The sequence below is a fragment of the Streptomyces sp. NPDC089424 genome (assembly GCF_044749345.1).
In the GTDB taxonomy this organism is placed as follows: Bacteria; Actinomycetota; Actinomycetes; order Streptomycetales; family Streptomycetaceae; genus Streptomyces.
Map to the genome: position 1 here is coordinate 26635 of NZ_JBIVHU010000009.1, position 23682 is coordinate 50316.

Annotated in this window: 23 protein-coding genes; 15 read left to right on the forward strand and 8 right to left on the reverse strand. The window is 71.8% G+C overall.

Annotated elements, in window-relative coordinates; genetic code table 11:
• Positions 1-72 precede the first annotated feature (72 nt).
• The 3 genes from ACIP2X_RS31045 to ACIP2X_RS31055 form a co-directional block, all read right to left on the reverse strand.
• On the reverse strand, positions 73-1380 hold the full coding sequence (locus ACIP2X_RS31045; protein WP_401679330.1) for a DUF2637 domain-containing protein: 1308 nt from the start codon (positions 1378-1380) through the stop codon (positions 73-75).
• 166 nt (positions 1381-1546) lie between these two features.
• On the reverse strand, positions 1547-2419 hold the full coding sequence (locus ACIP2X_RS31050; protein ID WP_401679333.1) for a DUF3558 family protein: 873 nt from the start codon (positions 2417-2419) through the stop codon (positions 1547-1549).
• Between the two features lie 108 nt (positions 2420-2527).
• On the reverse strand, positions 2528-3418 hold the full coding sequence (locus tag ACIP2X_RS31055) for a DUF3558 domain-containing protein (protein ID WP_401679336.1): 891 nt from the start codon (positions 3416-3418) through the stop codon (positions 2528-2530).
• Positions 3419-3586: 168 nt separating this feature from the next.
• On the opposite strand from ACIP2X_RS31055, the gene ACIP2X_RS31060 reads away from it, so the two are divergent.
• Positions 3587-4780: an RtcB family protein gene (locus tag ACIP2X_RS31060; protein WP_401679339.1), complete on the forward strand. Its 1194-nt coding sequence runs from the start codon at positions 3587-3589 to the stop codon at positions 4778-4780.
• A gap of 7 nt (positions 4781-4787) precedes the next feature.
• Here the strand turns inward: ACIP2X_RS31060 and ACIP2X_RS31065 are convergent, their stop codons facing one another.
• The 3 genes from ACIP2X_RS31065 to ACIP2X_RS31075 all read right to left on the reverse strand — a co-directional run bounded on the left by ACIP2X_RS31065 (position 4788) and on the right by ACIP2X_RS31075 (position 7052).
• Positions 4788-5546, reverse strand: a complete 759-nt coding sequence (locus tag ACIP2X_RS31065) for an SDR family NAD(P)-dependent oxidoreductase (protein WP_401679342.1) — start codon at positions 5544-5546, stop codon at positions 4788-4790.
• A gap of 296 nt (positions 5547-5842) precedes the next feature.
• Positions 5843-6178 (reverse strand): YnfA family protein, encoded by a 336-nt coding sequence (locus tag ACIP2X_RS31070; protein ID WP_401679345.1) that lies wholly within the window; start codon positions 6176-6178, stop codon positions 5843-5845.
• Between the two features lie 37 nt (positions 6179-6215).
• Positions 6216-7052 carry a DUF6597 domain-containing transcriptional factor gene (locus ACIP2X_RS31075; RefSeq protein ID WP_401679347.1) on the reverse strand — a complete coding sequence of 279 codons (837 nt, stop codon included), beginning with the start codon at positions 7050-7052 and terminating at the stop codon, positions 6216-6218.
• A 62-nt stretch (positions 7053-7114) separates the two neighbouring features.
• Between ACIP2X_RS31075 and ACIP2X_RS31080 the strand changes: the two genes are divergently transcribed.
• The 5 genes from ACIP2X_RS31080 to ACIP2X_RS31100 all read left to right on the forward strand — a co-directional run bounded on the left by ACIP2X_RS31080 (position 7115) and on the right by ACIP2X_RS31100 (position 11973).
• The gene (locus ACIP2X_RS31080) at positions 7115-7735 is read left to right on the forward strand and encodes a TIGR03086 family metal-binding protein (protein WP_401679350.1); all 621 of its coding nucleotides are present in this window, start codon (positions 7115-7117) and stop codon (positions 7733-7735) included.
• 91 nt (positions 7736-7826) lie between these two features.
• Complete coding sequence (locus tag ACIP2X_RS31085) at positions 7827-8936, forward strand: LLM class flavin-dependent oxidoreductase (RefSeq protein WP_401679353.1); 1110 nt, start codon at positions 7827-7829, stop codon at positions 8934-8936.
• Positions 8933-9574 (forward strand): FMN reductase, encoded by a 642-nt coding sequence (locus ACIP2X_RS31090; protein WP_401679356.1) that lies wholly within the window; start codon positions 8933-8935, stop codon positions 9572-9574. The genes ACIP2X_RS31085 and ACIP2X_RS31090 overlap by 4 nt, the downstream gene beginning before the upstream one ends.
• A gap of 134 nt (positions 9575-9708) precedes the next feature.
• On the forward strand, positions 9709-10422 hold the full coding sequence (locus tag ACIP2X_RS31095) for a response regulator transcription factor (RefSeq protein WP_401679359.1): 714 nt from the start codon (positions 9709-9711) through the stop codon (positions 10420-10422).
• A 183-nt stretch (positions 10423-10605) separates the two neighbouring features.
• Positions 10606-11973 (forward strand): ATP-binding protein, encoded by a 1368-nt coding sequence (locus tag ACIP2X_RS31100; RefSeq protein WP_401680217.1) that lies wholly within the window; start codon positions 10606-10608, stop codon positions 11971-11973.
• Positions 11974-12010: 37 nt separating this feature from the next.
• Here the strand turns inward: ACIP2X_RS31100 and ACIP2X_RS31105 are convergent, their stop codons facing one another.
• Complete coding sequence (locus ACIP2X_RS31105; RefSeq protein ID WP_401679362.1) at positions 12011-12661, reverse strand: hypothetical protein; 651 nt, start codon at positions 12659-12661, stop codon at positions 12011-12013.
• 403 nt (positions 12662-13064) lie between these two features.
• Here ACIP2X_RS31105 and ACIP2X_RS31110 point away from each other — a divergent pair, with 403 nt between their 5' ends.
• From ACIP2X_RS31110 to ACIP2X_RS31125, 4 genes are all read left to right on the forward strand, one after another.
• Complete coding sequence (locus tag ACIP2X_RS31110) at positions 13065-13355, forward strand: hypothetical protein (protein ID WP_401679365.1); 291 nt, start codon at positions 13065-13067, stop codon at positions 13353-13355.
• 77 nt (positions 13356-13432) lie between these two features.
• On the forward strand, positions 13433-15985 hold the full coding sequence (locus ACIP2X_RS31115) for a trypsin-like serine protease (RefSeq protein ID WP_401679368.1): 2553 nt from the start codon (positions 13433-13435) through the stop codon (positions 15983-15985).
• Positions 15986-16083: 98 nt separating this feature from the next.
• A complete protein-coding gene (locus ACIP2X_RS31120) occupies positions 16084-17142 on the forward strand; it encodes a permease (protein WP_401679371.1) in 1059 nt (352 codons plus the stop codon).
• Complete coding sequence (locus ACIP2X_RS31125) at positions 17139-17912, forward strand: TIGR03943 family putative permease subunit (protein ID WP_401679374.1); 774 nt, start codon at positions 17139-17141, stop codon at positions 17910-17912. The genes ACIP2X_RS31120 and ACIP2X_RS31125 overlap by 4 nt, the downstream gene beginning before the upstream one ends.
• Before the next feature lie 9 nt (positions 17913-17921).
• Here the strand turns inward: ACIP2X_RS31125 and ACIP2X_RS31130 are convergent, their stop codons facing one another.
• Positions 17922-18536, reverse strand: coding sequence for a hypothetical protein (locus ACIP2X_RS31130; protein ID WP_401679377.1), 615 nt, complete (start codon positions 18534-18536; stop codon positions 17922-17924).
• Between the two features lie 281 nt (positions 18537-18817).
• Between ACIP2X_RS31130 and hemL the strand changes: the two genes are divergently transcribed.
• The 5 genes from hemL (at position 18818) to ACIP2X_RS31155 (ending at position 23679) form a co-directional block, all read left to right on the forward strand.
• Positions 18818-20134 (forward strand): glutamate-1-semialdehyde 2,1-aminomutase, encoded by a 1317-nt coding sequence (gene hemL / locus ACIP2X_RS31135; RefSeq protein WP_401679380.1) that lies wholly within the window; start codon positions 18818-18820, stop codon positions 20132-20134.
• Entirely contained in the window at positions 20131-20811 is a 681-nt protein-coding gene (locus ACIP2X_RS31140; protein ID WP_401679383.1) for a histidine phosphatase family protein, read from the forward strand. Before hemL ends, ACIP2X_RS31140 begins: the two co-directional genes overlap by 4 nt.
• A 119-nt stretch (positions 20812-20930) precedes the next feature.
• Positions 20931-22235: a hypothetical protein gene (locus tag ACIP2X_RS31145; protein WP_401679386.1), complete on the forward strand. Its 1305-nt coding sequence runs from the start codon at positions 20931-20933 to the stop codon at positions 22233-22235.
• Between the two features lie 66 nt (positions 22236-22301).
• Positions 22302-22907, forward strand: coding sequence for a TlpA family protein disulfide reductase (locus ACIP2X_RS31150; RefSeq protein ID WP_401679389.1), 606 nt, complete (start codon positions 22302-22304; stop codon positions 22905-22907).
• Position 22908: 1 nt separating this feature from the next.
• Entirely contained in the window at positions 22909-23679 is a 771-nt protein-coding gene (locus ACIP2X_RS31155) for a cytochrome c biogenesis CcdA family protein (protein ID WP_401679392.1), read from the forward strand.
• Positions 23680-23682: the final 3 nt, after the last annotated feature.

Genomic DNA, 23682 nt, shown 5'->3' on the forward strand with positions numbered 1-23682 from the left:
GCACGACGAGGGGGCGCCCGGTGAGAACCGGGCGCCCCCTCTCGTATGCGTGTCAGGCGATTCGTACGCGTGTCAGGCGATGTGGTCTTCCTGCAGCTCCGCGGTGTGGCGGTTGGTGAAGCGGTTGACCATGCGCTCGGCCTCACGCTGCGGGAGCGTGGTGCCGTAGGTGGCCTCCACGTCGTCCCGGAACTGGCCGGAGGTCGGGTAGCTGCCGTCGATCGACTTCTTGAAGACCAGGTAGTAGTCCTCCTCGGTCAGGTCGGGAGGCGGGGTGCCGCCCCCCTCGCCCAGTTCGCGGGTGCGACCCGGGCCGACCGGGATCGGGAAGGTGCCGGTGTCCTCGGGGGACGGCTCGGTGGCCGGCGGGGGCTCCTCGAAGTGCTGCTGGTACTGCTCGGCCCGCTGCTGCTCCTCGTACCACTGGGCGTACGCGGCCTCCGGGTCGTACGTGGGGTCGTAGCCGCCGTGGTACTCGATCGTCTGGGGATCGCGGGCCTGGAGCCAGGGGTTCTGGTCCGGCGCGGCCACGAGGTCCGGCTGCTCCGCGTGCGGGTGGCCCTCGCCCTCGGGACGCCGACCGCCGGCGGGCGCCACCTCGGCCGGCCCGGCGGCACGACCGGCCGCTGCCTCGGCGTCGTGGGCCGCGTCCGCCGCCTCGGCCGTCGGGCCCGCCGCCGTCAGCTGCCGAACCGGCGCCGGGGGTATGAGGGCCGGCTCGATGCCCGCCGCCGCCAGGCCCGCCGGGGCCGTGTCGGCGAGAGGGACGCCGTACTTGGCCAGGCGCAGCGGCATCAGGGCCTCCACCGGGGCCTTGCGGCGCCAGGCGCGGCCGTAGCGGGAGCGCAGGCGGGCCTGGTAGACGAGGCGCTCCTGCTCCAGCTTGATCACCTGGTCGTAGGAGCGGAGCTCCCACAGCTTCATCCGGCGCCAGAGCAGGAAGGTCGGCACCGGGGAGAGCACCCAGCGGGTGAGGCGGACGCCCTCCATGTGCTTGTCGGCCGTGATGTCCGCGATCCGGCCGATGGCGTGCCGGGCCGCCTCCACCGAGACCACGAACAGGATCGGGATGACGCCGTGCATGCCGACGCCCAGCGGGTCCGGCCAGGCCGCCGCGCCGTTGAAGGCGATCGTCGCCGCCGTCAGCAGCCAGGCCGTCTGGCGCAGCAGCGGGAAGGGGATGCGGATCCAGGTGAGGAGCAGGTCCAGGGCCAGCAGGACGCAGATACCCGCGTCGATGCCGATGGGGAAGACGTAACTGAAGTCCCCGAAGCCCTTCTTCAGGGCGAGGGTGCGTACGGCTGCGTACGACCCCGCGAAACCGATGCCCGCGATGATCACGGCACCGAAGACGACCACGCCGATGAGAACGCGGTGCATCCGTGTCAGCTGTAGTGGCGCGGCCACCCGTATTCCCCTCCCACTGCGTGTTGTTGCGCGCCCAACAGGGTGGCACATGCGTCCGGGGAACGGGTGGCCGGACCGTGTACGTCAGCCCATCCGTGACTCTTCCGGTGGCTGCCGGTGATCCTCCGGACCTTCCGGATCAGCTCTTCTTCGCCGCAGATGTGGCCGAAGTGCCGCTCTTCGAGGGCGACTTGGATGACGACGCGGCCGACTTGGACGGGGACTCGGACGGCGACTTGGGGCTGTCCGGGGCCTTTGAGGCGTCCGTCCCGTTCGCCTTCGTGACCGCGGCCACCGCCTCCTTGGCCGCCTTCTGCGCCGCCTTCATCAGATCACCGGCAACGGGCGTCTTCTCGCCGGCCAGGCCCGCGCCGTTGTAGTCGACGGTGACGACGACGTTCTCGACGCGCGCCACCACCGTCTGCTGCTTGAAGGCGCCTTCCTTCTTCTTCAGGTCGTAGCGCACGGCCGCGGCCTCGTCGCCGGTGCCCTCGACCTGCTCGGTCTTCGTGTTCCTGGCGCCCTCGACCGACCGGGCGTCGACGACCTGCTTGTCGTAGTACTCCCGCGCCCGCTGCTCGCCCGCGCCGCGTGCGGCGTCGGACTCGAAGCGCAGCAGCGAGACGTTCAGCCAGCGGAACTGGGAGCCCTTGACGCCGTTGTTGTCGAGACTGTCCCAGGAGCAGCCGGCCCGGACCGACACATCGTCCGAATTGCCTTCCTTGCCGGACTTGCCCGCCTCCGGGACGAGATCCTCCAGCGTCTTCTTCGTCAGCACCGAGCAGGGCTCGGGCAGCTTCCCGTACGCCGCCGCCTCCACGGTGGGCGAGGGACTCGCGGAGGCGCCCGCCGGGCTCTCGGACGCCTGCTTGGCGTCGCCTCCGGAGCCGGAGTCCGAGGAGCAGCCGGCGGCGATCAGCATCACGGGGACGGCCGCCGCGCCGACGAGGGCGCGGGAAACGCGGCGGGGTCGCTGCTGGGGCTGGTCGGCTCGCTGTGCTCGTCGCTGCATGGTTCCTTCACTCGTGACGCTCGGGTAACGGGTCCGAGGGGTCACGGTACGCGGTGAGGAAAGTGTGCGGACTCGGTTCGGTCGCTTCACGCGGGGCGCGAAGAAGCGCTACTCGGCGAGCGAGTCGGCCAGCTGCGCCGCCAGTTTCCGGGCCCTGTCCTGCATTTCCTTGCTGTCCGGGGCGACTCCGACGGTCGCCGGCTGCTCCTCGTACGCGATGGTCACGATGACGTTCGACGTGCGGAACGCCACAGTCACCGTGCGCTGCTTGGCCGTCGAACCGGAGCTGCTGAGCTCGTCGTCGAGGAAGGCCTCGTCGGCGAGGTCGTCGAGGACGCGGGGCTGGAGGGCGGTCGGGGTGGCGGTCGGGCTCGACGTGCCTCCCGGGGTTCCGGAGGCAGTGCCCGAGGGGGTGCCGGACGGGGTGCCCGACGGGGCGCCGGCGGCGCTCGGGGCGCCGCTCCCGGAAGGGGTGCCCGTCCCCGACGGCGACTGCGTGCCCGAAGGGGACTGCGTGCCCGTGGGGGAGAGCGTCTCCGTCGCCGTGGGCTCGGGCAGGTCCGCCGCCTCGCGGCCGGCCGCGAACAGCTCCCGCGCCTGGTCGTCGTCGCTGACCGCGTTGTCGTACGACACCACCCGCTCGAAGTCGACGAAGAGATGGTTCGTCGCCGAGGCGGACTCGACCTTCCAACGACAGCCGACCTTGCGGTCGTTGTCGTAGGTGAGGGTGGGCTCGCCCTCGTAGGCCTGCTCGCGCTGCTCCTCGTCGGCGAGTTCCCGGATGCCGGGGAGGAGGGAGTCGAGGGTGTCCGCGCGGAGCGCGCCGCAGGGTTCGGGGAGGTTGCGGTAACGGCCGGGCTCGGCGGCCGCCGTCGCCGCGCCCGCGTTGTCGGAGTTGGAGCTGTCCGTGGTGTCGCCGCCGTCGGAACCGCCGGTGCAGCCGGCCAGCAGGGCCGCGAGGACCGCGGCGACGCCGGTTACGTACGCCTTCCGCTGCACGGTCAGGCTCCTCTCGCTGGTTAATCGCTTGCCGTCGCCGGTCTCCCCCTGGAGACAATGTGTATCGCACGCACTGCCGTGAACGCCGGTCCGTTGTCCTTTACGTCGACCTTGGCGCCGGTTTTGCGTTTCATGGCTTTTCAAATCTTCCGGGGGAATGAGGGCGATATGTCGTACGTCGAGATGCCGGGCGCGAAGGTACCCATCCGTCTGTGGACCGACCCCGCCACGGTCGAGGAGGGGGCGCTCCAGCAGCTGCGGAACGTGGCGACCCTGCCCTGGATCGAGGGGCTCGCGGTCATGCCGGACGTGCACTACGGCAAAGGCGCGACGGTCGGCTCGGTGATCGCGATGCGCGGCGCCGTCTGCCCGGCCGCGGTCGGCGTCGACATCGGCTGCGGGATGTCGGCGGTGCGGACCTCCCTGACGGCGGGCGACCTGCCCGGGGACCTGTCGCGGCTGCGGTCGAAGATCGAGGCGGCGATCCCGGTGGGCCGGGGCATGCACGACAGCCCCGTCGACCCGGGACGCTTCCACGGGCTCGCCACCGGCGGGTGGGACGACTTCTGGGGGCGCTTCGGGGGTGTGGCCGAGGCGGTGAAGTTCCGCGAGGAGCGGGCCGTCAAGCAGATGGGGACGCTGGGTGGAGGAAACCACTTTGTCGAAGTCTGCGTGGATTCGACCGGTTCGGTGTGGCTGATGCTGCACTCCGGTTCGCGCAACATCGGCAAGGAACTCGCCGAGCACCACATCGGCGTCGCGCAGCAGCTCCCGCACAACCAGGGCCTGGTCGACCGCGACCTCGCCGTCTTCGTCGCGGACACCCCGCAGATGGCGGCGTACCGCAACGACCTGTTCTGGGCGCAGGAGTACGCCAAGTACAACCGCACGCTCATGATGGCGCTCCTGAAGGACGTGGTCCGCAAGGAGTTCAAGAAGGCGAGGCCGACGTTCGAGCGGGAGATCTCCTGCCACCACAACTACGTGGCGGAGGAGCGGTACGAGGGCATGGACCTGCTCGTGACCCGCAAGGGCGCGATCCGTGCCGGGTCCGGGGAGTACGGGATCATCCCGGGCTCGATGGGCACGGGCTCGTACATCGTGAAGGGCCTCGGCAACGACAAGTCCTTCAACTCGGCCTCGCACGGTGCCGGCCGGCGGATGAGCCGCAGCGCCGCCAAGCGGCGCTTCTCCACCAAGGACCTGGAGGAGCAGACGCGGGGCGTGGAGTGCCGCAAGGACTCCGGCGTGGTGGACGAGATCCCCGGTGCCTACAAGCCGATCGAGCAGGTCATCGACCAGCAGCGGGACCTGGTGGAGGTCGTCGCCAAGCTGAAGCAGGTCGTCTGCGTGAAGGGCTGAGCCGGGCTCAGCTCTCCCGGTACAGCTTGGTGTTGGAGGCCTGGGAGCGGGGGCGGACGACCAGGAGGTCGATGTTGACGTGGCTGGGGCGGGTGACCGCCCAGCCGATGGTGTCGGCCACGTCGTCGGCGGTCAGGGGGTCGGGGACGCCCTCGTAGACCTTGGCCGCGCGCTCCTCGTCGCCGCCGAAGCGGGTCAGGGCGAACTCCTCGGTCCTGACCAGGCCGGGGGCGACCTCGATGACCCGGACGGGCTCGCCGAGGATCTCCAGGCGGAGGGTCTCGGCGAGTACGTGGGCGCCGTGCTTGGCGGCGACGTAGCCGGCGCCGCCCTCGTAGGTGCCGTGGCCGGCGGTCGAGGAGACGACGACCACGGTGCCGTCGCCGCTCGCGATCAGCTGGGGGAGCAGGGCCTGGGTGAGGTTGAGGGTGCCGAGGACGTTCGTCTCGTACATCTGCCGCCAGTCCGCCGGGTCGCCGGTGGCCACCGGGTCCAGGCCCAGTGCTCCGCCCGCGTTGTTGACCAGCACGGCGATCGTCTTGAAGGCGGTCGCGAACTCGTCGACCGCCGCGCGGTCCGTGACGTCCAGGGCGTATGCGGTGGCCTTGCCGCCGGTCGCGACGATCTCCTCGGCCAGCGCTTCGATGCGGGGCTTGCGGCGGGCGGTGAGGACGACCCGGTAGCCCTCGCTCGCCAGTCTGCGGGCGGTTGCGGCGCCGATTCCGCTGCTCGCGCCGGTGACCACTGCGATGCGGGACGGGGCCATGGGGGGTCTCCTCGGCGGGGTGGGTGTGGTGCGGGTGGTTCGTTGTTCGGGGTCAAGGATATGGGTCGTGGGGGGTTGCGGATGGGGGTGGCTGCGGGTGGTGGGGGTGTTCGCGCAGTTCCCCGCGCCCCTGGGGGGTGGGGGGTTCCGGATGGGGGGTGGCTGCGGGTGGTGGGGGGTGTTCGCGCAGTTCCCCGCGCCCCTGGGGCCGCTCCCGGCGTCCCTGGGGCCGCTCCCCGCGCCCCTGGCCGCACCCCGTGCCCCTGGGCAGGTCCCCGCGTCCCTGGGGGTGGGGGTCAGGTTTCTCGGGGGGTCCACATGATTACTGCCATGCCGGTGAGGCAGATCAGGGCGCCGGTGATGTCCCAGCGGTCGGGGCGGTAGCCGTCCGCGACCATGCCCCAGGCGATCGAACCGGCGACGAAGATGCCGCCGTACGCGGCGAGGATGCGGCCGAAGTGGGCGTCCGGCTGGAAGGTGGCGACGAAGCCGTAGGCGCCGAGGGCGAGGACGCCGCCCGTGATCCAGAGCCAGCCGCGCTGTTCGCGCCAGCCCTGCCAGACCAGCCAGGCGCCGCCGATCTCGAAGAGGGCGGCGACGAGGAAGAGGGCGGCGGAGCGCAGCACGAGCATGGGGGCAGCCTCGCACGCCGGGACGGGGTGACGAGCTTCAAGGCGCCGGCGCCCTCGCCGTCCGCGCGCTCGCCGCGTACGCCGTCGGTGTCGTGCCCACCGTGCTGGTGAAGTCCCGTACCAGGTGCGCCTGGTCGGCGTAGCCGAGGTCGGCGGCGAGGCCGGCCCAGTCGACGTCGTGCCGGGTGCCGGCGAGTTCCAGGGCCTCGTGGATGCGGTAGCGGAGGATGACCCACTTCGGGCCCACTCCGACGTGTCCCGAGAAGAGCCGTTGCAGCGCGCGTACGGACATGCCGTGCGCGCGGGCGAAGTCCTGGACCCGGCGCACGGTGCGGTCGGCGCGGATGGCCTCGACGAGGTCCATGGCGAGGTCGGCCTGGGGGTCCGGTTCCGGGGTGAGGGCGAGGAGGAAGGTGTCGAGGGCGGCCCGCCGGCCCTCGTCATGCGGAGACGACAGGATCGAGGCGGCGGTGCCGGGACCGGCGGCCGCGAAGACCTCCTCGGCGGTCAGTGTGCGGCCGGTCCAGCGGGACGCCGGTGCGCCGGGCGCGTAGGGGCGGAAGCCGCCGGGGCGGTACTTCACTCCGCAGACCCGTCCCCGTCCGGTCAGCTTCCTGGTGTAGAGGCCGCGCGGGATGCCCGTCACCTCGCCGTAGGGCGGCCCCTCGGCCTCGTCCCACTGGAAGGTGAGGTTCACCGAGGGGTGCGGCACGACGCGTGAGGCGTAGGGCTCGGGCAGGTCCCAGTCGATGAACCAGTAGGTCTCGACGTACCGGCGCAGCGGCTCGGCCGGCCGGTGGCGGCGGAACCGGACGCGGGTCAGCAGCCCGGCCGGGTCGACGATCCCTCGGGTGTCGCGGCGGGGTGCGGCCATGGCGGGATGGTACGTCGCGTTTGTTCAAGCGGGGCGGGTCCCGGCGTCCCTACGGTCGGGGCATGGAGACGAACAGCGGGAACGCGGGCGGGTACGGCATCGACGCTCTCTTGGGCATGGCGCGGGAGCGGGCCGTGCCGGTGGTGCGGGCGCTGCCCGACGCCGCGCTCGCCGCTCCGACGCCCTGTGCCGACTACGACGTGAAGGCCCTGGTCAACCACCTCTTCCAGGTGGTCGTGGAGTTCCAGAAGCTGGCCGCCAAGGGGACGGCGGACTTCTCCGGCACGCCGGACCGGGTCGGCGAGGGGCCGGACTGGCGGGAGCGGTTCGCGGACGAGGCCGACGCGCTCGTGGCGGCCTGGGCGGCGCCGGGCGCGCTGGAGGGCACGGCGGGGGCATGGCAGATGCCCGCTCGGCTGGTCGGCTCGATGGCGCTGCTCGATCTGACCGTGCACGGGTGGGACCTGGCCAGGGCCGTGGGCGCCCGCCCCGCCGGGGACGGGGAGGCCGCGCCGGCGGTGGTGGCGCAGCTCACCCGTACCGTCGCCGAGGTGGCGCCGACCGCTCGGGCGACGGGGGTGTTCGGGGACCCGGTGCCGGTGGCCGACGACGCTCCGGCGTTCGAGCGGCTGCTCGGGCAGACCGGGCGGGATCCGCGGTGGGCGTCTCCCAGGGGCTGGTAGGGGGTGCGTGGAGATGGGAGGGAATAGGGGGTCACGGGTGGGAGTTCTCCAGGTATAGTTGAACCGTCAACAACTTGGAGGATGAGCGACCATGCAGTTCGGGATCTTCAGCGTCGGGGACGTCACCCCGGACCCCACCACGGGCCGTACGCCGACCGAGCGCGAGCGGATCAAGGCAATGGTCGCCATCGCGCTGAAGGCCGAGGAGGTCGGCCTCGACGTCTTCGCGACCGGCGAGCACCACAACCCGCCCTTCGTGCCCTCGTCGCCGACGACCATGCTCGGCTACATCGCGGCGCGCACCGAGCGGCTGATCCTCTCCACCTCGACCACGCTGATCACCACGAACGACCCGGTGAAGATCGCCGAGGACTTCGCGATGCTCCAGCACCTGGCCGACGGGCGGATGGACCTGATGATGGGGCGCGGCAACACCGGCCCGGTCTACCCCTGGTTCGGGCAGGACATCCGGCAGGGCATCAACCTCGCCATCGAGAACTACGCCCTGCTGCACCGGCTGTGGCGCGAGGACGTGGTGAACTGGAAGGGCAAGTTCCGCTCGCCGTTGCAGGGGTTCACGTCGACTCCGCGACCGCTGGACGGAGTGCCACCCTTCGTGTGGCACGGGTCGATCCGGTCCCCCGAGATCGCCGAGCAGGCCGCCTACTACGGCGACGGCTTCTTCCACAACAACATCTTCTGGCCGGCCGATCACACCAAGCAGATGGTCGAGCTGTACCGGACCCGGTACGCCCACTACGGGCACGGCACGCCCGAGCAGGCGATCGTCGGGCTCGGCGGGCAGGTGTTCATGCGGAAGAACTCGCAGGACGCGGTGCGTGAGTTCCGTCCGTACTTCGACAACGCGCCGGTCTACGGGCACGGGCCCTCGCTGGAGGACTTCACCGAGCAGACCCCGCTGACCGTGGGCTCGCCGCAGCAGGTGATCGAGAAGACGCTGAGCTTCCGCGAGTACGCCGGTGACTACCAGCGCCAGCTGTTCCTGATGGACCACGCCGGTCTGCCCCTGAAGACCGTGCTGGAGCAGCTCGACATGCTGGGCGAGGAGGTCGTGCCGGTGCTGCGCGAGGAGTTCGCCAAGGGGCGGCCGGCGGACGTGCCGGACGCGCCGGTGCACGCCTCGCTGCTCAAGGCCAAGGAAGGTGCCGGGAAGGCCGAGGAAGGGGTGAGTGCGGCATGAAGCTCGTCGTCGTCTCGGCGGGGCTGAGTGTCCCGTCGTCCACCCGGCTGCTGGCCGACCGGCTGGCCGTGGCCGCGCAGCGGCAGGCGCCGGCCGAAGCGCCGGCCGAGGTGCGGGTCGTGGAGTTGCGTGAGCTCGCCGTCGACATCGCGCACAACTTCACGGGCGGGTTCGCCGGCCGGGAACTGTCCGCCGCGCTCGACGCGGTCACGGAGGCGGACGGGCTGATCGTGGTCACGCCGGTGTTCGCGGCCTCGTACAGCGGGCTGTTCAAGTCGTTCTTCGACGTGATCGACCCCGAGGCGCTGGCGGGCAAGCCGGTGCTGATCGCGGCGACCGGCGGTACGGCACGCCACTCGCTGGTGCTGGAGCACGCCCTGCGCCCGCTCTTCGCCTATCTGAAGGCGGTCGTCGTCCCGACCGGCGTGTACGCCGCCTCGGAGGACTGGGGTGCCGAAGGGCTGGACGAGCGCGTGGAGCGGGCGGCGGGCGAACTGGTCCGGCTGATGACCGGGCTGTCGCTGGGCAGGCCGGCCCGCGCGGAGGTCTCCTCGGGCACGTCGGCGGCCGCCGTGTTCGACGGGGCCGAGGTGGTCCCGTTCGAGCAGCAGCTCGCCGCGCTGCGGCCGGCCGGGTAGGCGTGGCCGACGAGGGCGGTCGGGGTGCCGCCGGGGGCGTTTCGGCTGTTCCGGGCGGGTGAGAGGCCAGTAAGAGATCGAGGGCCGCTCGCCCGCCCGGTCGTGGCAGCGGCCCGCTTTGCCACACTGGACGGGTGCCCCAGACAGTGCTGCTCGCCGAGGACGACCGTGCCATCCGCAACGCCCTGGAACGGGCCCTGACCCTGGAGGGCTACCGGGTCACCGCGGTCGCCGACGGCGTCGAGGCGCTGGCGCAGGCCCATCGCACGCCCCCGGACGTGCTGGTGCTGGACGTGATGATGCCGGGGATCGACGGTCTCCAGGTCTGCCGGGTGCTGCGCGCCGAGGGGGACCGGACGCCGATCCTGATGCTGACGGCGCTCGTGGAGACGGCCGACCGGATCGCGGGGCTGGACGCGGGCGCCGACGACTACGTCGTGAAGCCCTTCGACGTCGAGGAGGTCTTCGCGCGGTTGCGCGCCCTGCTGCGGCGCACTGCGGGCGGGGCCGTCGCCGTCGAGGCGCCGGAGCGGGTGCCGCTGCCCGCGCGGTACCTGGAGGCGGCCGGGCTGCGGATGGATCCGCAGGCGCGACGGGCCTGGCGCGGCGAGCGGGAGCTGGAGCTGACGCGCACGGAGTTCGAGCTGCTGGAGCTGCTGGTGCGCAACGAGGGCATCGTGCTCGACCACTCCACGATCTACGACCGGATCTGGGGCTACGACTTCGGGCCGGGATCGAAGAACCTCGCCGTGTACGTCGGCTATCTGCGCCGGAAACTGGACGAGCCGGGGGCGCCACAGCTGATCCACACCGTGCGCGGGGTGGGTTACGTGCTGCGGGAGGACTGAGTGGGCCGCCTGCGGGGGGCGGGGGCGACGGTCAGGGGCCGGCTGCGTGCCGGGACGGGACACGGGACCGGGGCCGGTGCCGAGGCCGGGCCCGGCTCCCCGGCGGGCGGGCGGTGGCGAGGCCGCACGGCGGGCGGGGCGGCCGGGGCGACCGGCTCGGCGGGGCGGTGGCGACCGCGGCTCGTGTCGCTGCGGACGACCTTCGCCGTGTCCTTCGCAGCCGTGACCGCGGTCGTCACCGTGCTCGTCGGCATCCTGTCCTACGGCGCCGCCGCGCGGCTGGTCCGGGTCGACCAGCAGTCGGTGTTCGACGAGGTCGTGCAGGATCTGCGGGGCGAGGTGAGCGAGCGCCGGATGACCCCGGAGGACTTCTCGTCCGCGCCGGGACACGACTTCGTCCGGCCCGCCCGTACGGATGTGCAGGTCCTCGGACCGGACGGCCGTGTCGTCGACCCGGGCAGTCCCGGGCTGCCGGTCACCGTCGCCGACCGGGGCGTCGCGGGCGCGGTGCGGGCCGGGACGCTCGCCCAGCACAAGGACGTCGACGTCGGGGACGACGTCTACCGGGTCGCGACCGTCTCGCTGGGCGGCGGCCGGGGCGCGGTGCAGGTGGCGCAGGAGTTCAGCGACACCGAGGACCTGCTGCGCGCGCTCCAGCAGCGGACGCTGCTGCTGATGGCGGCGGTGGTGGTCGGGGCGGGCCTGTTCGGCTGGTGGCTGGCGCGGCGGATCACCCGGCGGCTGGTCATCCTGACGTCGGCGGCGGAGGCGGTGGCCCGCACCCGGCGGCTCGGCATCGACGTGCCCGTGACCGGCAGCGACGAGGTGGGGCGGCTCGGCCGGGCCTTCGACCGCATGCTGGGCCGGCTGGCCCAGTCCGAGGAGGACCAGCGGCGGCTCGTCCAGGACGCCGGGCACGAACTGCGCACGCCGCTGACCTCCCTGCGGACGAACATCTCCCTGCTGCGCCGCATCGACGAGCTGCCGCCCGGGACGCGCGAGGAACTGGTCGCCGACCTGGCCCAGGAGGCGCGCGAACTGACCGACCTCGTCAATGAGTTGGTGGACCTGGCCGCGGGGCAGTCGGACGCCGAGCCGCCGCAGCGGGTCGATGTCGCCGCCCTCGCGGAGGATGTCGCGGGCCTCGCGCGCCGGCGCAGCGGACGCCGGATCGAGGTCCGCGCGAGCGGCGACACGACGACGCAGGGGCGGCCGGGGATGCTGACCCGGGCGCTGTCGAACCTGGTGGAGAACGCGGCGAAGTTCGACGCCGGCGGCACCGCCCCCATCGAGATCGTGGTCTCCGGCCCGGCACGGCAGGGGACGATCCGGGTGGAGGTGCACGACCGGGGGCCCGGCGTCGCCGACTGCGACCTGGACCGCGTCTTCGACCGCTTCTACCGGGCCGCGGACGCCCGGTCCCTGCCGGGATCGGGGCTGGGCCTGTCGATCGTGCGGGAGGTGGCACTCGCGCACGGGGGCGCGCCGTTCGCCTGGCGGCGGGAGGGGGGCGGGGCGGTGATCGGGTTCACGGTGGGGGGCGGCGCTTGACGAACGTGTTCGGTGCAGTCCTGACGGTGTCCGTCCGTCATTCGGTCGCGTCGAGCGGGAAGTCCCGGTCCAGGACAGCTCGCACCGCCCTGATCTCCCGCCTCCAGTCAGCGCTCTTCAGGGTCGCGGGATCCCATGCGACCACCGGGTCGCCCCCCGCCACGCAGTAGCCGTGGATCTGGTCCGCGATGTCCTCGGTGAAGAGGTGGTCGAAGTGGTGGTCGAAGTGGAAACTGCCCTCGGTCGCGGCCTTCGCCGCGGCGTCGGCGTCCTGGCCCGCGGCTTCGGCAAAGACACCGGCGTTGCAGGCGGAGGTGTTGGCCTCGACGGGGTAGCCGTAGGCGACGCTCGCGGAGTGCTGGGCGCGTTCCGCGGAGCGGGCCGCCGACTGGGCGTCCCGCCGCGCCGCAGTGGCCGCCTCCCTGGCTGTCCGCGCGGACCGCGCGGCACATTCGGCGGACGATGCCGCCCCGTCGGCGGACGCGTCGGCCTGCTGGGCGTATTCGTCGGCCTGGTCGGACGACGCCTTGGCCTTGTTCGCCCACTCGACGGCCTTGGCGGCGTCCTTGCGGGCTTCCGCGGCGACCTTCTGGGCGTCGGCGGCGTTCTTTGTGGGCGAGCGACGCCGACTTGTGGGCGGCCAGCAGCAGGGCGTTGATCCCGGCGACGTGGGCGGCGGCGTCGGCATCCCGCTGACGCGCCTTGTGGAGCCCGATCTCCAGGAAGGGGCGCAGCCCGGACGGTGGACCGGACGGCACGGCCTGCGCCGCGGCCTTGACTGACCCTCAGTGGCGGCCAGGTCCCATGCGGTCGAATTGATCCTCATCGGCTCGTCACGACTTTCACAATCGACACCTGGCCAACTCCAGTTTCCTTTCCGATACCTGAAGGGAAATTCCGTTTTCATCGATTGTTCACCTTGGGGATCAGCGGTTTTCGGGGCTGAAGTGTGTGGCTCGGATCACTGTTGTTTGCGGTGTGTGCGGGTGTCAGGATTGCGGGCCGGTCCGGCCAACTGATCGTCAACGCGGCTTGTGGTGCAGGCCAGTTGCATGACCCGCAATGTCATGAACTCAAGGCGAGGGACATTTATGAGAGTGCTTTCCCGGATGGTGGCCGCCGGTTCCGCCCACACGATGGGAGCCCCCGGCGAATCGGAGACCGTCCCGGTGCACGCCGTGGCCTGTGAAGCCCCGGGACACGCGGTGGAGGATTTCGCGTATCCGGGGGCCGACAAAATCCAGCAGGAGCGGGGATTCGTCCTCGAACGCGGTGACGGACACATCGTCCTCGCCGACTGCGGTCCGGCCGGACTGCTGGAGGTGCCCGCGGTCCACGCCATCAAGGGCAACAGCTACCAGACCGTGGTCACCGCCAAGTAGCCCCGCGACCGCCCCACTTCACGAAACCGGCGCTCCCGAGCCGCCCGGTCCCGCGACCCCGCCTCAAGGAAACGGACATGCCCAGACCTCGTAGCATCCGCCTCTCCACGCTGGCCGCGTTCACCGCGGCTCTGACGACGGCCCCGATGGCGGTGTTCGCCGCCCCGGCCCAGGCCGTGTCCGGCGCGGCCGCGGCGGACAACGCCCACGCCTTCACCGCCCGCCTGGACATCGGGGACGGTCAACGCGCCTGCTCCGGCGCGCTGGTGTACTCGCAGTGGGTGCTCACCGCCGCCAGCTGCTTCGCCGAGAACCCGGCCGTGAGCCTCGACGTGCCGGCGGGCGCGCCCGCGCTGCCGACGACCGCCACCATCGGCCGCACCGACCTGACCACCACGACCGGGCAGGTGCGCGACGTCGTCCAGCTCGTTCCGCACCCGGACCAGGACCTCGTACTCGCGAAGCTCGCCACCCCGGTCACGGGCATCACCCCCGTCGCTCTCAGCGCCACCGCGCCCGCAGCAGGGGAGGAGCTGCGGGTCGCCGGATACGGCCGCACCAGGACCGAGTGGGCTCCGCTGCGCCTGCACACCGGCACCTTCACGGTGGACTCGGTGAGCGCCGCCGAGGTCGGCATCACCGGCAAGGACGGCGCCGCCGTCTGCAAGGGCGACACCGGCGGCCCCGCCTTCCGCGAGTCCGGCGGAACGGTGCAGCTGGTCGGCATCAACAGCCGTTCCTGGCAGGGCGGTTGCTTCGGCACCGACGAGACCGAGACCAGTACCGGCGCGATCGGCATCCGCATCGACAAGGCGCGCAACTGGATCAACGCCAACGTCGGCCCGTCCTGCACCTCCACCGGCGCCCTCTACTCCGTCACCACGGCCGGCAGCCTCCTGCGCCGCAACGTGGGCGACCCCGCCGACGGCACGGCCACCGTCCCCGAGGCCTCCACCATCGACTCCGGCTGGAACCAGTACCCCCGCGTCCTGGCCGGCCCGAGCGCCAGCTTCTACGGCATCAAGGACGACGGCCTCCACTTCAGCCACCGCGTCGGTTCCACGGGCGTGTGGGACGTGCACCACCGCAAGATCAGCACCGGGTTCACCACGTACCGCCTGCCCGAGAACCGCAACGAGATCAGCGTCGACCGCGGCGGCCACATCTGGCACGTCGACGGCGGCGGCGACCTGCGGTGGGTCCAGTACACCAGCGCCACCGACAGCTGGAATCCGGCCGGCAACAAGAAGATCGACTCCGGCTGGGGCCGCTACAGCCACATCGTCGCCACCGACGACGGAGTGCTGTACGGGATCGACTCGGCGACCGGTCATCTGCTGCGTTCGCGCTACGACTTCGAGAGCGAGCGCTGGCTCCAGCGCCACACCACGGTCAGCTGGGCCGACTGGCGGGACTCGAAGAGCATCACGTCCTTCGGCGGCGACGTGCTCGTGCGGGTCAAGGCCAACGGCGAGGTGCGCCACTACCGCTACCACGAGCCGTCCGGGGACTTCGACGGGGTCTACAACCTCCTGATCGGTTCCGGCACGCACTGGGCCGGCTACACCAGCGTGAGCGGTGCCCCGGACGCCTGCGGTCTGCGGGCCGACCCCACGCCGGAGTCCCCCGTGATCGACGCGGACCGCACCGGACCCGCCGACGTCCTGCAGACGTCCACCGGTGCGATCGAGTACGCCTACACCGACAGCCAGGGCCGCCTCGTCCACGGCCGGCAGGCCGACCCGGCCGACTTCGCCTCCGTCCGGTGGACGACGGGCCCGGCCACCGAGTCGTTCTCCGGCACGCCGCAGCTCGCCGAGCAGCCCGACGGGGCGGTGGCACTGACCGTCCAGAACGTCAACAGCCAGACCTGGTGGCGCCGCCACGGCGCGGACAGCTCGTCCTGGGGCAACTGGGTCGACCTGGCCGGCGCGATGAAGGGGCACCCGGTCACCGCCAAGCGGCCCGACGGCGTGCTGGTGCAGTTCGCCGTCGACGCCGACGGCAGGCCCTGGTACCGCGCCCAGCAGCGGCCCAACGTGGACTTCATGGGCTGGATCAGGCTCGACGGCGAAGGCTTCGCCGGACCGCTGACGGCCGTCACCGTCCGCGACGGCATCCAGCTCTTCGGTACCGACGGCACCGGACAGCTGCGCACCGCGACGGTCAAGGACGGCGTGGCCGGTACCTGGACCGACCTCGGTGACCAGAAGATCGGCCACACGCCCGCGGTGGTCGTGTACCCCGGCTACCGGCTCGGTGTCTTTGCCCGGTCCACCGGCGGCAAGATCGTCGGCATGGTGCAGGCGGGGGAAGGGGCCGATTTCCCCACCACCTGGACCCAGGTCGGCGACCTCACCGCGACCGGCGCCCCGTCCGCCGTCATCGACCCCGTCACCGGCTTCACCGAGGTCGTCGCACGCGGAACGGACGGAACGATCCACACCAGCCGCGAGACCGTCCAGGGTTCCTTCGGCACGTGGAGCGCCTGGCAGCAGGCCGGCACCGAGCGGTCGGCCACCGACCCGACGGCCTTCACCTACACCGCGGGCACGGGCTCCGCCTGGGCCTACGTCTTCCGTACCGACGCCGACGAGGCCCGCATCCGGCAGGGTCCGTCCGCCGGCTAGTCCGGCCGGTACGGCCCCCCCGCCGCACGACACCGGGCGGCGGGGGGCCGTACGCCGCCCGCTATCGTCGCTGCGATCAGCCGACGCGCGGAGTCTTGATGCAGAAGACGGAACACCTCGCCCCGCACAGGGAAGTGGCGGGTGCACAGGACGGGGAAAGGGAGGCCGGCGGTGCGCGGCGCGGTGCCGTGGCCGCCTCCTCCTGGCCGCGGCACTGGCCGCTTCTCCTGCTGGCCGCCGCGCTGCTGCCCGGTGCGTTGCTCGTCGCCGCCGGACGGTGGGGGGACGAGCCCGCCGTCCAGGCGTGGCGGACGGTGTGCCTGGCCGTCACCGTGCAGGCGTTGCCGTTCCTGCTGCTCGGTACGGCGCTGTCGGGCGCGATCAACGCGTTCGTGCCGGCGCGGGTGTTCCAGCGGCTGCTGCCCAGGCGGCCGGCGCTGGCCGTGCCCGTCGCGGGGGCCGCCGGTGTCGTCCTGCCCGGCTGCGAGTGCGCCTCGGTGCCGGTCGCGAACAGCCTGATCGGCCGCGGCGTCACCCCGGCCGCCGCCTTCGCGTTCCTGCTGTCCGCGCCCGCCGTCAACCCGATCGTGCTGACCGCCACGGCGGTCGCGTTCCCCGGCAGCCCGGAGATGGTGCTGGCCCGACTGCTCGCCTCGCTCGTCACGGCGATGGTGATGGGCTGGCTGTGGCTGGCGCTGGGCAGGACGGAATGGCTGAAACCGGCCGTCCGGCACACGGGTCACCACGCGGGGCACAGCCGCTGGAGCGAGTTCCGGCGCGGCTTCCAGCACGACTTCCTGCACGCGGGCGGCTTCCTCGTCGTAGGGGCCATGGCGGCGGCCACCTTCAACGTGGCGGTCCCGCGCTCCGTGCTGGAGACCTTCTCCGGCTCGCCGTGGCTGTCCGTGCTCTTCCTGGCCGCGCTCGCCATCCTGCTCGCGGTCTGCTCGGAGGCCGACGCGTTCGTCGCGGCCTCGCTCACCGGCTTCTCCCCGGTCGCGCGGCTCACCTTCATGGTCGTGGGGCCCATGGTCGACGTGAAGCTGATCGCCCTCCAGGCGGGCACGTTCGGACGGGCCTTCGCGTTCCGCTTCTCCGCCGCCACGGCGGTTGTGGCGATCCTGTCCAGCGCACTGATCGGAGCGGTACTCCTGTGAAGCGCCCCCTCCAGATCACCCTGCTCGCCCTGAGCGGCGCGGGCGTCCTGCACGCCTCCCTCCTCACCGACCTCTACCTGCGCTACGTCAAGGAGGGCATGAGGCCGCTGCTGATCGCGTCGGGGGCGCTGCTGCTGGCGCTGGCGGCCGCGGAGGCGTGGTGGGGCAGGCAGGGAGACGGCGGCCCCGGTGCTCACGACCCCGAAGGCCACGGAGGCGAAGGCGGCGAAGGCGACGACGGGCACCCCGCTCACCACGACCACTCCGGCACGCCCAAGGTCGCCTGGCTGCTGCTGCTCCCCGCCCTGAGCCTGCTCTTCTACGCCCCGCCGGCCCTCGGCGCCTTCACCGCGTCCCGCGAGGCACCCAAGGCGATAGCGCAGGAGGACCACTTCGACCCGCTGCCGGCGACCTCGCCGCTGCCGATGACCCTGACCGACTTCACGCAGCGCGTGCAGCAGGACCGTGAGCAGGCGATCAAGGGACGCACCGTCCAGCTGACGGGTTTCGTCACGCCGGCCCGGGACGGCTGGTACCTGACCCGGCTGATGCTGAGCTGCTGCGCGGCGGACGCCCAGTCGCTGCGGGTGCGCGTGCACGGCGTCCCGGCCCCGCCGGCCGACCAGTGGGTGACCCTGACCGGGACCTGGCACCCCTCCGGCACCCTCGGCACCAGGTCGGCCGAGGCCGCGCTGGACGCCCGGACGGTCGAGCGGATCGCCAAGCCGACGAACGGTTACACGGACGCGCTGCCCCTCACGGCGCCCTGAGGTCCCGCCTCAGGGCCAGACCAGGCAGTAGGGCTGATGCCCCGCCTCGTGCAGCCGCTTCGAGAAGTCCTGCCACTCGTGGAGCAGTTGGTACACGTTGAACGCGTCCCGCGGGCCGCCCCGGTCCGGGACCGTCGACCAGATGAAGGCCGCCGCGCCCACCGCCTCCTCGCCGATGCCCCGCAGGGGGTCGACGACGGTCATCGGGAGCTTGACCACGGCGTAGTCGGGGTGCAGCACGACCAGTTCGAGCGGGGGGACCTTGTGCAGGGGGACGCCTTCGATGCCGGTGAGCACCATCGCGGCCATCGTCTCCGGCTTGATCTTGGTGAACATGCCGTTCATGCCGAGCTCGTCGCCGCCGAGTTCCTCGGGGCGCATCGAGATCGGGACGCGGGCCGCCGTGGCACCGTCCGGCGCGCCGAAGTACTTGTACGTCACCCCCACCCGACCACCATTCCTGCTCCCGGCCCGCAGTCGGTCGATCCGCTCGGACTCACTCGGCACACCCTGTGTCTGACGGGCTTCGGTCGATTCCTCCGCCTCGCGCCGGTGCTTTCCCCGCCGGGCGCGTCGAGGACCCAGGTCATCGGTCCCCTCGCCCAGTCCACCACCGCGATGCATATCTCCACCCGACTGCTTTTCTAGGACGCGGGGCCCCCGCCGCGCAACCCGATCATCGTGTCAGTGACCTCCCCCACGGCCGCGCGCCGAAACGTGCGGTGAAACACCTGTCCGCAGGATCTTCGCAGCCCCTGATCGCCGTGCCCCGCAGGAGCTGTGTGTATCAGGTCTCAGTTTCGCAGACGGACGGGGTGCAGGAGGATCGATCACGAGGTGCCGCGTCCTACCCTGAGTAGGTCAGTGGCAACCGGAAGTCCGAGAAGTCGGAGAAGTCGCACGTCATGAGCGAACAGCCCTATTCATACGAAGCGCCTGTCTCGCAGGCTCTATTCGACCGTGCGGCCGCCGTCACGCCCGGCGGCGTCAACTCCCCGGTGCGTGCCTTCCGCGCCGTCGGCGGTACGCCCCGCTTCATGGTGTCCGGCAGCGGGCCCTATCTGACGGACGCCGACGGACGCGAGTACGTCGACCTGGTCTGCTCCTGGGGCCCCATGATCCTCGGACATTCCCACCCCGAGGTGATCGCCGCCGTCCAGGAGGCGGTCGCGCGCGGCACGTCCTTCGGGACGCCCGGCGAGGGCGAGGTGGCACTGGCCGAGGAGATCGTCGGGCGGGTCGGGCCGGTCGAGCAGGTGCGGCTGGTCTCCAGCGGCACCGAGGCGACCATGTCCGCGATCCGCCTCGCCCGCGGGTTCACCGGGCGGTCCAAGGTGATCAAGTTCGCCGGGTGCTACCACGGGCACGTCGACGCCCTGCTCGCCGCCGCGGGCAGCGGTCTGGCGACCTTCGCGCTGCCGGACACCCCGGGCGTCACCGGTGCCCAGGCCGGCGACACCATCGTCCTGCCGTACAACGACCTGGAGGCCGTGCACGCCGCCTTCCACGCCCACCCCGGCGAGATCGCGTGCGTGATCACCGAGGCGTCGCCCGGCAACATGGGCGTCGTGCCGCCGGCGCCGGGGTTCAACCAGGGCCTGAAGGACGCGTGTGCGCAGAACGGGGCGCTCTTCGTCTCCGACGAGGTGATGACCGGCTTCCGGACCAGCCGCTCCGGATGGTTCGGCGTCGACGGTGTGGTGCCCGACCTGATGACCTTCGGCAAGGTGATGGGCGGTGGCTTCCCCGCCGCCGCGTTCGGCGGACGGGCGGACGTCATGGCGCACCTCGCCCCGGCCGGCCCCGTCTACCAGGCCGGCACCCTGTCCGGGAACCCGGTGGCCACCGCCGCCGGCCTCGCGCAGCTGCGGCTCCTGGACGACGCGGCGTACACCAAGGTCGACGAGGTGTCGCGGCAGATCCAGGCGCTGGTCGGCGAGGCGCTCGCGAAGGAGGGCGTCGCGCACACCGTGCAGAGCGCCTCCAACATGTTCTCGGTGTTCTTCACCGACCGCGCCGTGCGCGACTACGAGGACGCCAAGGCGCAGGCGTCGTACCGGTTCACCGCGTTCTTCCACGCCATGCTGGCGGGCGGCGTCTATCTGCCGCCCTCCGCCTTCGAGTCCTGGTTCGTCTCCACCGCGCACGACGAGCGCGCGGTGCAGCGCATCGCCGACGCCCTCCCGGCGGCGGCCCGCGCGGCGGCGGAGGCCACCGCATGAGCGCGCGGGACATCACCGTCGTCCATGTGATGCGGCACGGCGAGGTCGCCAACCCGGACGGGGTCCTGTACGGGCGGCTGCCCGGGTACCACCTGTCGGAGCTGGGGCGGCAGATGGCCGACCGGGTCGCCGAGCACCTCTCCACCCGTGACGTCACCCACGTCGTCGCCTCGCCGCTGGAGCGGGCGCAGGAGACGGCGACGCCGATCGCCAAGGCGCACGGGCTGGATCTGGCGACCGACCACCGGCTGATCGAGGCGGACAACGTCTTCCAGGGCAAGACCTTCGGTGTGGGCGACGGCGCGCTGCGCAGCCCCGGGAACTGGAAGCACCTGGTCAACCCGTTCCGGCCGTCCTGGGGCGAGCCGTACGTCGAGCAGGTCATCCGGATGATGGGCGCCCTGGACGCGGCGAAGGACGCGGCGCGGGGGCACGAGGCGGTGCTGGTGAGCCATCAGCTGCCGATCTGGATCCTGCGCTCGTACGTCGAGAAGCGCCGTCTGTGGCACGACCCGCGCCGCAGGCAGTGCACGCTCGCGTCGCTGACGTCCTTCACCTACGAGGGGGACCGGATCGTCTCCGTCGGCTACAGCGAGCCGGCGCGTGATCTCGTCCCGCCGCACCTGCTCGCCGGTGCGAAGCCGGTGAAGGGCAAGGACAAGGCTTTTGGGGCGTAGACGTCGTCTGTGACGAATTCGTCGTGGTCATACCGAATCGTTGACCGATAAGGGGAACCTCCCTGTGCGCCGCGCTGTCTGACTGGGTGACACCAGCGAGCGCAACGGACGGGGATGGCATGCCTCACATCAGTCGACGGGGAGCGATGGGAATCGGCGCCGGGGCCGCCGCCGCCCTGGGGCTGGCCGGATGCGGAACCCTCACCTCCTCGGACGGTTCCGGCCACCCCGGCGGTTCCGGTCGGACCCCGCACGGCGGTCCGACCGGCGGCAGCCCCAGCCCCGGCCCCAGGCCCACCGCCCGTCCCATCGGTGACGGATCGACCTCCTTCACCGGCAAGCAGCCGATGCAGCCGGACCGGCCCGTGCCACTGGAGCCCGGTCAGACCCCGCCGCAGTTCGTGGTCTTCTCCTGGGACGGCGCCGGCGAGGTGGGCAACGGCCTCTTCCCGCGCTTTCTGGACCTCGCCAAGGAGCACGAGGCGCACATGACCTTCTTCCTCTCGGGGCTGTATCTGCTGCCCGAGTCGAAGAAGCGGCTCTACGACCCGCCGAACAACCCGCGGGGCGCCTCCGACATCGGCTATCTCACGGACGCGCACATCAAGGACACGCTGGCGGGCGTCCGCCGGGCGTGGCTGGAGGGCCACGAGATAGGCACCCACTTCAACGGCCACTTCTGTGCCGGTTCCGGCTCGGTCGGCAACTGGACGCCGCAGCAGTGGCGCAGCGAGATCGACCAGGCCAAGTCGTTCGTGAAGGAGTGGCGGACCAACTCGGGCTGGACCGATCTGCCGTCGCTGCCCTTCGACTACGACAAGGAGCTCGTCGGCGGCCGCACGCCCTGTCTGCTCGGCCAGGACAGCCTGCTGACCACGGCCCGTGAGCTGGGCTGGCGCTACGACGCCTCCTCGCCGGGCGGCCGGCAGGTCTGGCCGCAGAAAAAACAGGGCATATGGGACCTTCCGCTCCAGCAGATACCGTTCCCCGGGCGCTCCTTCGAGGTCCTCTCGATGGACTACAACATGCTCGCCAACCAGTCGGTGAACTCCACCAACGCCCCCGCGTACAACTACCCGGGCTGGCGCGAGCAGTCCGCGCAGGCCTACATCCAGGGCTTCAAGCGGGCATACGAGACAAATCGCGCGCCCTTCTTCGTCGGCAACCACTTCGAGCAGTGGAACGGCGGCATATACATGGACGCCGTCGAGGAGGCCCTGAAGTACATCGCGGGGGAGAGGGAGAAGGGCGGCGACGTACGGCTGGTCTCCTTCCGGCAGTTCGTGGACTGGCTGGACGTGCAGCGGCCGGAGGTCCTCGGCCAGCTGCGCACCCTGGACGTGGGACAGGCCCCCGCCGGCGGCTGGAAGGGCTTCGCCGAGGCGCCCCCGACCGGCACCGCGGGGTCGGGGAACGCCGCCTGACAGGCGGGTGTCCGCCCCCGAGGGGGGTGCGCAAGATCCCCAGAACGGGCATGCGAAACTTTTCACATGAGTGCCGCCCGTCGCGCCCGTAGCCGTACCGCCCTGCTCGCCACCTCCGGCGCCGCCGTCGCCGCGCTGCTGCTGTCCGCGTGCGGCTCCGGCGGTACGTCCGGGGGCGGCGGCGAGACGAACTTCGTCGCGGGCTCCGACGGCATCGACACCGCCGGCAAGGGCGACCGGGCCGCGGCGCCCGACCTGTCCGGCAAGACCATCGACGGCGGGCAGCTCGACGTCGCCGACTACAAGGGCAAGGTCGTCGTCCTGAACGTGTGGGGCTCGTGGTGCGCCCCGTGCCGGGCCGAGGCCAAGAACCTCGAAGCGGTCTACCAGGACACCAAGGACCAGGGCGTCCAGTTCGTCGGCATCAACACGCGTGACACCAGCACGGGTCCGGCGCTCGCCTTCGAGAAGGAGTTCGGCGTCACCTACCCGAGCCTGTACGACCCGACGGGCAGACTGATGCTCCGGTTCGAGAAGGGCACGCTCAACCCGCAGGCCATCCCGTCCACGCTCGTCATCGACCGGGACGGCAAGGTCGCCGCGCGCACCCTCCAGCCGCTGAGCGAGGAGAAGGTGCGCGAGATGCTCGACCCGGTCCTCGCGGAGAAGTGACGTGGGGGCAGTGACCGAGCTCGCCGCGACCGGGCTCAACGACACCGTGCGGGGCGGCGCGCTGCTGCTCGCCCTGCCGGTCGCGCTCCTCGGCGGCCTCGTCTCCTTCTTCTCCCCGTGCGTCCTGCCGCTCGTCCCCGGCTATCTCTCCTACGTGACCGGGGTCACCGGCACCGACCTCGCCGAGGCCCGGCGCGGGCGGATGGTCGTCGGCGCCTCGCTGTTCGTGCTCGGCTTCACCGCCGTCTTCGTCTCCGGCGGCGCGCTGTTCGGCTACTTCGGCTCGACCCTGCTGGAGTACCAGGCCACGCTGACCAAGGTGCTCGGGGTGCTCATGGTCGCGATGGGCGTCTTCTTCATGGGGCTGATGCCCTGGCTGACGCAGCGGGAGTTCCGCTTCCACACCCGGCCCTCGACCGGGCTCGTCGGAGCCCCGGTGCTGGGCGCGCTGTTCGGCATCGGCTGGACTCCCTGCATCGGGCCGACCCTCGCCTCCGTGCTCGCGCTCTCCTCCAACCAGGCCAGCGCGGGACGCGGAGCCGTCCTCACCGTCGCCTACTGCCTCGGCCTCGGCGTCCCCTTCGTGCTCGCCGCGGTCGCCTTCCGCAAGGCCCTCGGTGCCTTCGGCTGGGTCAAGCGCCACTATGTGTGGGTGATGCGCATCGGCGGGATCATGATGATCGCGACCGGTGTGCTGCTGCTGACCGGGGCGTGGGACCGCCTGGTGCAGGACATGCAGACCTGGTCCAACGGCTTCACTGTGGGGATCTGATCG